This is a genomic window from Chamaesiphon sp. OTE_8_metabat_110, assembly GCF_031382685.1.
Lineage (GTDB): Bacteria > Cyanobacteriota > Cyanobacteriia > Cyanobacteriales > Chamaesiphonaceae > Chamaesiphon.
Window position 1 is genome coordinate 1 of sequence record NZ_JANMZA010000314.1, and the last position, 8,262, is coordinate 8,262.

The 8,262-nt window shown below is 47.7% G+C and carries 9 protein-coding genes; 3 read left to right on the forward strand and 6 right to left on the reverse strand.

Annotation, left to right across the window (positions count from 1 at the left end):
• From RMO52_RS11555 to RMO52_RS11565, 3 genes are all read right to left on the reverse strand, one after another.
• Window positions 1-497 (reverse strand): hypothetical protein (locus RMO52_RS11555; protein ID WP_310414203.1); only part of this gene is annotated, 497 nt, incomplete at its 3' end.
• 111 nt (window positions 498-608) lie between these two features.
• Window positions 609-1,163, reverse strand: a complete 555-nt coding sequence (locus tag RMO52_RS11560) for a DUF4126 domain-containing protein (RefSeq protein WP_310414206.1) — start codon at window positions 1,161-1,163, stop codon at window positions 609-611.
• 183 nt (window positions 1,164-1,346) lie between these two features.
• A complete protein-coding gene (locus RMO52_RS11565) occupies window positions 1,347-1,733 on the reverse strand; it encodes a hypothetical protein (protein ID WP_310414209.1) in 387 nt (128 codons plus the stop codon).
• Window position 1,734: 1 nt separating this feature from the next.
• Here RMO52_RS11565 and RMO52_RS11570 point away from each other — a divergent pair, with 1 nt between their 5' ends.
• The 3 genes from RMO52_RS11570 to RMO52_RS11580 all read left to right on the forward strand — a co-directional run bounded on the left by RMO52_RS11570 (window position 1,735) and on the right by RMO52_RS11580 (window position 4,815).
• Window positions 1,735-3,648, forward strand: a complete 1,914-nt coding sequence (locus RMO52_RS11570; RefSeq protein WP_310414211.1) for an ABC transporter ATP-binding protein — start codon at window positions 1,735-1,737, stop codon at window positions 3,646-3,648.
• 247 nt (window positions 3,649-3,895) lie between these two features.
• Window positions 3,896-4,549, forward strand: coding sequence for an ATP phosphoribosyltransferase (hisG, locus tag RMO52_RS11575; RefSeq protein WP_309739474.1), 654 nt, complete (start codon window positions 3,896-3,898; stop codon window positions 4,547-4,549).
• A gap of 14 nt (window positions 4,550-4,563) precedes the next feature.
• Window positions 4,564-4,815: a hypothetical protein gene (locus tag RMO52_RS11580; RefSeq protein ID WP_309739472.1), complete on the forward strand. Its 252-nt coding sequence runs from the start codon at window positions 4,564-4,566 to the stop codon at window positions 4,813-4,815.
• On the opposite strand, the gene RMO52_RS11585 is transcribed toward RMO52_RS11580, so the two are convergent.
• From RMO52_RS11585 to RMO52_RS11595, 3 genes are all read right to left on the reverse strand, one after another.
• Window positions 4,735-6,480 carry an iron uptake porin gene (locus tag RMO52_RS11585; protein WP_310414214.1) on the reverse strand — a complete coding sequence of 582 codons (1,746 nt, stop codon included), beginning with the start codon at window positions 6,478-6,480 and terminating at the stop codon, window positions 4,735-4,737. The two genes, RMO52_RS11580 and RMO52_RS11585, sit on opposite strands and share 81 nt — an antisense overlap.
• Before the next feature lie 84 nt (window positions 6,481-6,564).
• Window positions 6,565-7,509 (reverse strand): aldo/keto reductase, encoded by a 945-nt coding sequence (locus tag RMO52_RS11590; protein WP_310414217.1) that lies wholly within the window; start codon window positions 7,507-7,509, stop codon window positions 6,565-6,567.
• A gap of 83 nt (window positions 7,510-7,592) precedes the next feature.
• Window positions 7,593-8,262, reverse strand: a 670-nt coding sequence (locus RMO52_RS11595) for a histidine phosphatase family protein (protein WP_310414221.1), incomplete at its 5' end; no start/stop codon positions are given.

The window sequence follows — 8,262 nt, forward strand, 5'->3', positions numbered from 1 at the left end:
CGATTATCTTGCCCGATGGGTTGCGGTGCGGCGGGAGTGCGGTAGCCCGGATCGTTCCCGCTAAAGCTGGGATAAAAAATTAAGGATGGAGTGCGGTAGTAGTAAGGAGAGTAAAAATAATCGTAGTAATAGTTACTACGATTATTTTGCTCGCGCAATCTGGTTAGTTCGGCGTCGGCTTCGCGCACTTTTTGCGGGTCGCCCCCAGATTCGCGGACTTTAGTCACTTGGTCGTCAACTTGGCGTTGGAGATCGCGATTGTTGTTAGAGTCGTTATTTTGGATATCTTGCCGCAGATTTTCCCCGTCTTTGAGGACGCTTTCTGCTTCGCGCTGCTGGTCTAATTGCTGCGGGGTAGGCGTTCCTGATGCCTGGGCGGTCAATCGCGTTTTGGCAGCAGTACGCGGTGTGGTGGCTGCTAGACTAGGCTGGACGGGCATTAGTCCGATCGTCATTAGGAGCGCGACAAAAAGGATCCGGCAGGTTTTCAATGACATAGCTCGCAGTAGATGGGTAGATTGAATGTTTACAAAGCTAATTGAGCTGAGCAGTTACATTTATGACGTTACATTACTACTACTGCATTGTATCAAGTCCCAGTAAGCCGATTATTTCTGGATGCGACCGTCTTGGTACCACTTGTACCAGCTCCCAGAGCTACGAATTGCCAGCCATAACAGCAGCAATGCGATTAAACCGCCAGATTTGGGAGCTTTGAAGGCAAATAATACCAGCAGTACGCACAAGATATCTTCCAGGAGTACCGCCCAAGCTGGTAAGCCTCTAATCCGATAAAACCAGCCAACTTTGACTAGTTGCAAGATGAGGGCGACTAAGCCCCCAACCACACCAAAGAGCCACGTCAATTGGGTCGGCTCCGCTAAAATCCTGGCTACTGCCATTGCCATCACCGCACCGACTAAGGGGCTAAATATTAGTGCGACAACCTGCAATAATCGCTGTCCCCAGAGTTGTTTGGAAATAACTAATTCCAGCACCGTCCAAGCAGTCAGCACCGCAATAATCACTTGCGGTTGCAGCCGATTTAACAGTGGCACTTGTTGCCACAAATCGCCTTGAATCAAGCCGATTACCAATAGTGGCAGCGCGATTCGCATTCCAGCAGCAGCAGAGACTGATAATACGGCTAAGATGCCAATCATGAATTTCGATCCTATTGAAAACTTATCGGCTAGTTTTGATTGACCGAGCCAGCCGATGGGATGTGCCCCAACTGGCGATTCTCAGTCATGAGAGGCTACTTGTGCTGTTGGCGAAGCCTCGCCTTTGGCGATACGTAGTCGAAGTACGCCAACGAGTTGGTGTTAGACTTAGCATCAAATATCTCAACTTACATCTTGCATTAAAACAAAGCTACTAGCGATTCGCGCACGCCTTTGTTCCCCGACGGTTTGCGGATGGAATCGCGCTGAGGCTTCCTCAGCGTGCGTTCCACCAAGCAAGCGACCCAAATCGCGCTGTAGGCGTTGGCGCAAGCCTGCCGTAGGCACAGACGTGTCGCTAGACGGTTCCCTCGTGCTAAGCGTTTGGGTCAAGACAGCGAAAAGTGCTGATGGGCGGGGAACCTGCCCAATGTTCTTGGGGTTTCCCTTGTCTTGTCTTGGCGCATCGGACTTATCTTCCAGTTTATCATTGGCGATTGGCTGGGCAATGAGTGGCGTAAAATAGACATACCCGATCGAGTCAACCTTAATTTCCTTTAAATATCTCACTATGAGCGATCGATCTCCTGTCCTTGATGTTCGTAATTTACGGGTAAAGTTTGCTGGTGCCCAGCTTCCAGTGGTTGAAGATATCTATTTTACGCTCCAACCAGGACAAACACTCGGAATTGTGGGCGAATCAGGTTCGGGTAAATCGATTACTTCGCTAGCCGTGATGGGACTACTCCCCAATCCTGGACGGGTGGAGTGTGGGGAAGTCTGGTTTCAGAGTAGCGAGCGTGAAGAACCTGTAGATTTGGTCGAACTGTTTAAGTCATCGCCCGCCCAATTGGCAAATTATCGCGGCGAACAAATGGCGATGATTTTTCAAGAGCCGATGAGTTCGCTCAATCCCGTATTTACGATCGGTTATCAACTAATCGAAGCAATTCGTCAGCATCAATCGGTATCGGAAGCTGAGGCTAGACGCCAAGCCGTCTACCTATTGCAAGAGGTAAAATTAGTCCCGAGCGATGAACTATTGCGATCGCAATATCTCGAAAACATTTCCGAACCTGCTCTCGAATTCGAGCGAATTGTCCCTCCAACCGATCGCGAACTTAATACCATTATCAATCAACAAAAATTGAGTTGGTTAGAACGTTATCCCCACCAACTTTCTGGCGGACAATTGCAGCGAGTCACGATCGCGATGGCGATCTCTTGCAATCCCACTTTACTCATTGCTGACGAACCCACCACAGCATTAGATGTTACCGTCCAAGCAACAATCTTAGAACTCCTGCAAGAATTGCGCGATCGTCGCGAAATGGCGATGATTTTTATTACTCACGATCTGGGAATCATTGCCGAGATTGCCGACGTGGTTGCCGTCATGTACAAAGGCAAAATTGTCGAATCCAAACCGATTTTAGAACTCTTCCAAAACCCCACTCATCCTTATACTAAGAGCTTGCTAGCCTGTCGTCCCAGACTCGATCGCAAATCAAAAATCTTACCGACGATTAGAGATTTCATGTCAGAGCAGGTACTCTCAGACGGCACGATCGAAATTATTGAAAAGACTCAAACCCTAGACTTACTCAACCCAGATAATCTTGTCGAGGATGATGTCAAATTACCCGATCGGACTAAGATCGATCCAGTCTTGTCCGTCCGTAACTTAAAAGTTGGCTTTCCCGCTCAGGGCATATTTGGTAAAAACTTTCAACAATATAATTGGGCAGTTAATGATATTTCCTTCGATGTTTATCCCGGTGAAACATTAGGCTTAGTTGGTGAATCTGGCTGCGGTAAAAGTACCCTCGCTCGCACGATTATGCGCTTGATCGAACCCCAACAAGGAGCGATTAAATTTAATAATGCCGACATCACCCAACTGCGCGGTGAATCGATGCAAATTCTCCGCAGAGAATTACAAATTATCTTTCAAAATCCCTTCAGTGCCCTCAATCCTCGGATGAATATCGGTGACTTAATTATCGAGCCGCTGGTAATTCATCAAACAGTTAAAAATAAAGCTAAACGTCAAGAACGCGCCGCAGAATTACTCAAGCGCGTTGGTTTGAGTCCAGACTACCTCACATCTTATCCGCACCAATTATCTGGCGGTCAACGCCAACGAGTCTGTATCGCCCGCGCCCTCGTCCTCGATGCTAAGTTTATCATCTGCGATGAATCCGTCTCCGCACTCGATGTCTCCGTACAGGCGCAAGTCCTCAACCTGCTCAAAGAGCTACAAGCCGAACGCAATCTGACATATATTTTTATCTCTCATGACTTAGGCGTCGTCAAGTTTATGAGCGATCGCATTATGGTGATGAATCAAGGTAAGATCGAAGAAATCGATGATGCCAACACCATCTACACTTCACCCCAAACCGCCTACACGCGCAAGTTAATTTCCTCCATCCCCATCGGCACGATCGATCGGATCGTACACCAGCAAGAGCGGCGCGGATAGGGAATAGTGGATAGGGAATAGTGGATAGGGAATAGTGGATAGTGGATGGTGAATAGAAATAGTAGCCAGTAGGGTGGGCACTGCCCACCACATAGATTTCAGCGGTTATCAATTAATAAATAACGAGGTCAAACTAACCTTGAAAAATCTTCACACCAACCTAAAACCGCGATGGTGGGGAGTGCCCACCCTACTACTACAAAGCCTACTATTCACGATCCACGATCCACTATCCACTATCCACTAAATGATTACCGTAGCCTTACCCAAAGGTGGTTTACTAAAAGATTGTATCCAGCTATTTCAGTCCGTTGGTTTAGACTTTAGTGCCTTCCTAGATAAAGACAACCGCCAACTTCAGATCGTCGATCCTACCAATCGCGCCAAAGCCTTACTCGTCCGCAACCATGATGTCCCAGTTTATGTCGAATACGGACAAGCCCAACTCGGAATTGTCGGTTATGATGTGCTTCGCGAAAAAACGCCCCAAGTCGCGCAACTAGTCGATCTCAAATTTGGCCCCTGTCGGTTATCAGTAGCCGTCAAAGAAAATAGCCCCTATCGCAATAGCTTAGATTTGCCCGCACACGGTCGAGTCGCTTCGACCTTCGTGCATTGTGCCAGAGAATATTTTGATAGTATCGATTTACCCGTCGAAATCGTCCCCCTGTCTGGCTCCGTAGAATTAGGTCCGATTACGGGGATGTCAGAAGCGATTATCGATTTAGTTTCGACGGGTAAAACCCTGAGAGAAAATGGTCTGATCGAGATTGAAACTCTATTCTACAGTAGTGCCAGACTGATTTCCCATCCCCTGAGTTATCGACTCGATCGAGACTCCCTCAGCGATTTAGTCGAACAAATTCGCACCAATATTTCATTAGTTACCAGTCCATCGTAATTAATTAGCAAACGGTGAAATCCAAAACCACAATCCTCGCGATCGGGTTATTTTGGATTGTTACCACCGTTATCGGGATCGTTTTACTCGGTGAACTCGATCGACAACAATTGCAATTGTGGTTGCAAAAAATGGGCGGATGGGCACCTGTTTTATATATCTCAATCTACGCGATCGCGACGAGTTTAAAATTCAACCAGCGTCCGAATAACGCCAACGTAGGTGGTGTCACTTGTGGCGTTATGGTCGGGATTGGTAATTACTAACACGCCTGCGGTGGTGGAAATATTTTCGGCGATCGGCCAGCGATAAAATGCTTCAATGTGCAAGGAGGTATCGGGGTCGGAAAATGATACTCCATTGGCGGTAAATTGATTGTGAGTTACTTTGGGTGGTTGACCGATAATAATCCCCGCCAAGCTATTCTTACCGCTAATATCTACCAGGGACAATGTAGCCGCCCAGTTGAAAATATTTGCAGTGGGATTTCTGGGTAAGTCCATTGCCTGAGCGCGAGTAAGTCCCGCCCAGCCGCCCAGATAAATGTTTGGGGAAATCTGCATTGAAGATTGCACCCCGAAGGCATCAGCGACGATCGCGTTACTATTATCATCGAACGGATCGTTAGCGCGATCGCTGCCTGTATTTGTATCGAGTCGATTGAAGGATTTAATATAGTTGACACCGATGCCAAATTGTGGGTTAGGTTGGTAAGTAATTTGGGCGATCGCACCATAGGCACCGCCAAATAGTCCTGCGTCGATCTCCTCAGCATCATCGGCAAGATAGCCCAAACCGAGAGTGACAGAATCTCCTAGCTTGTGGGTGATGCCAAAACCCGATCCTCGCCCCTGACGGTAGATCGGATTTCGCACGCCAAATCGCGAAATAGTGCCTTCACTACTACTGTCTAAATGGGGATTTAACGAGTCTCCGAAATGGGAAAGATTGCCACCTTTAGCTGTTGCAAATATTTCGGTTTTATTGTCGATCGGGAAGCGATATTCTAAGCGAGTTAGTTCGACTCGATCCTCAGTATTTCCTTGATAAGAGAGTCGGCTCATATCGCTACCCGTGACTCTATTTACTCCTGGAATATCGCTCTTTTGAAATCTAATTCTGAGTCGATCGAATCCAGTGAAACTGGTATTAATATTCAACCTAGCTCGGTAGCCAGCAGCGATGTGGCGATCGTTATTGTCTTCATCTGCGATCGGATTGCCACCGATGGCAACTCCGCTGAGTAATACTTCTCCCGATAGTTTGGTGCCGATTGGATATGTTGTTTTTCCGGCTGGAGTGGTTGGTGCGGCTGGTTGGGTGTTAGAGATTTTGGCTGGTATCGATCGAATCGTGTGATGCTTATTCGGCAAACAGTTCGATACGCAGGATTGTCCCGACACGTAGATCTCGGAATTGGCAAATCGATCGGCAGATTTTTTCCTGGTTTCTCGATTGGGTAAAGTGGCTAACTCTGGGGCAAAGGCTGTTTTTAACTCTTCGATCGCGGCTAAATCCGGTCGTGAAATTGCTGCTTGAGAATCGAAGATTCGATCGATCGTAGATTGGAGGGCGATCGCAAATTTGCGGCGGTTATTTGGTGATTTAGTCGTCAAATTAGGATGTGAAGTATATCGCTGTTGTAATTTTAGTAAGAGTGAATATTGCTCAGTTGTAATTGGTCTATTTGACGATCGTAGAGCATTTTTGGTGCTGACCAGTGGCGGGGGAGTCAAGGTAAATAACGCAGTATCCGCAGTGGTAGGATGGTTAAAAGTCATGTGTGATAATTTCCAGCCAACGTTGGTAGGGGCAATGTCTTGATTTGCTAAACCGTCGGGAAACAAAGGCGTGCGCAAATCGCTGTCTTGTCTTGACACACACAAATGGGAGGAAACCTCCCGTTCGATGCGTCGCTGACTGAAACACATGAGTCGGAAACCTCCGCGTGATTTCAGTCGCTTCATGAATTGCCCCTACCAACGGAGGAACTACAAGACGGGGAGCTGACGGGGCTACGATACAGCTTCGGGTTCTTTCAGGCTCTGGAGTAGTGCAGTGCGATCGATATCAGCTAAAATTCGATCGCCTGCTTGAGCATTCAGGGCTGCTTGTTGTGGCGATTTTGCGCCGGGGATGGCGACAGGTTGGGCGGGATGGGAAATAACGTAGCGGAGGGCGGTAGTTGCCATCGTGGTATCGGGTGGTAAGTTCGCGCTGAGTGCTGTGACTGCGGCGATATCTCGATCGAGTTTGGCTTGTTTATCTGCATTCTTGTGCCATTTGCCGCGAATGGTGTCGGTGAAGACGGTATCGGCGGCATATTTGCCAGAGAGCAATCCTTGGGCGAGTGGCCCCCGCACGAGGACGGCGATGTTATGCTCGATGCAGTAGGGCAATATTTTGGCTTCGGCTTTGGGATTGAGTAGGGAGTAGTCGAGTTCGACGATGCTACAGTTACCAGCGATATTAAATTGTTTTATTACTTCAAATTTGTTGGTGGAGATGCCATAGGCGCGGAGATATCCCTGTTGTTTTAGTCCCTCGAAGGCTTCGAGATAGACGGTGGGATCTTCGATATCGCCTTCATGACACAATACGGCATCCGCCCAGTCAGTTTTCAGCCGAAATAGTGAGGCTTGCAGACAGAGGCGGATGGTATCGACATTTTTGGGTAGCCCTTCATCTGTGCGTCGTCCCCAACTGCCGATTTTTGTGACGATGTAAGCGCGATCGCAAACGCCTTGTAAGGCTTTGCCCAAGCGTTCTTCAGACAATCCTTGGGGGATGCCATAAGCTTCGGCGGTATCGAAGAGATTTACACCATTATCAAAAGCACTACGAACGGTTTTGAGAGCGGTATCTTCAGGAATTTCGCCCCATTGATTGCCGATATTCCATGTACCCATCCCGATGGTAGAAACGTTCCAAGCTGTCTTGCCAAATTCACGATATAACATTGATTTTTTCCTGGTAAATATTATTAGACAGCGATTGAAATCGCCGCTGAGAATGCAAAGTCCGCCTTCGCGGACCAAGCCTGCTAGAGAATTGCTGTCTGTAATTGTGCTGTTAAATGCTCGGTGTAATTGAGGACTTCCAATTGAGGCTCATTTCCCTGCACAAACTTCATCACGCTGATACCACAATTAGATTGCCGAAGCGAATGATAGTCAGCAGGTGAAAGATTAAAAGCAGTGCTAATCAACGATCGAATCGTGCCAGCATGACTGACGATCAGGATTGTTTCACCACCATGACGCGGTAGCCTATCTTGCCAAAATTGGTTCGATCGAGCGTAGAGATCCAGCACGGGGTAAAATGTCTGATTAGTATGTGGATCGACCATCATGAATCGATCAGGATGTTGTTTCCAGCAGTGGTAATCTTCAGGAAACCGCTCCTGTACATCTTGGTGGTGAAGTCCTTGCCAAGCAGGTAAATCGACTTCCCTAAGTTGCCAATCGACATGAATATTGGCTGGATCGATTGATGGATTCATCTGCGCTATTACTTGATCTGCGGTCGATCTTGCCCGTCTGAGCGAACTGATATATAGTGAATCGATCGCCAATCCACTCAAAAATGCGCCCGTCTGTCGAGCCGTTTCCTGACCTAATTCGGTCAATACCGATTCATTGCTACTGCCTTGATATCGCCTCTGAGTATTAAAGCTACTTTGACCGTGACGGACTAAAATAACCCGCGTTTTG

What these genes read in the sequence shown, in the direction of transcription:
- RMO52_RS11590 (WP_310414217.1), bottom strand. Translation starts at nt 7,509, where the DNA reads ATGTTATATCGTGAATTTGGCAAGACAGCTTGGAACGTTTCTACCATC.
- RMO52_RS11570 (WP_310414211.1), top strand. Translation starts at nt 1,735, where the DNA reads ATGAGCGATCGATCTCCTGTCCTTGATGTTCGTAATTTACGGGTAAAG.
- RMO52_RS11585 (WP_310414214.1), bottom strand. Translation starts at nt 6,480, where the DNA reads ATGTGTTTCAGTCAGCGACGCATCGAACGGGAGGTTTCCTCCCATTTG.
- hisG (WP_309739474.1), top strand. Translation starts at nt 3,896, where the DNA reads ATGATTACCGTAGCCTTACCCAAAGGTGGTTTACTAAAAGATTGTATC.
- RMO52_RS11560 (WP_310414206.1), bottom strand. Translation starts at nt 1,163, where the DNA reads ATGATTGGCATCTTAGCCGTATTATCAGTCTCTGCTGCTGCTGGAATG.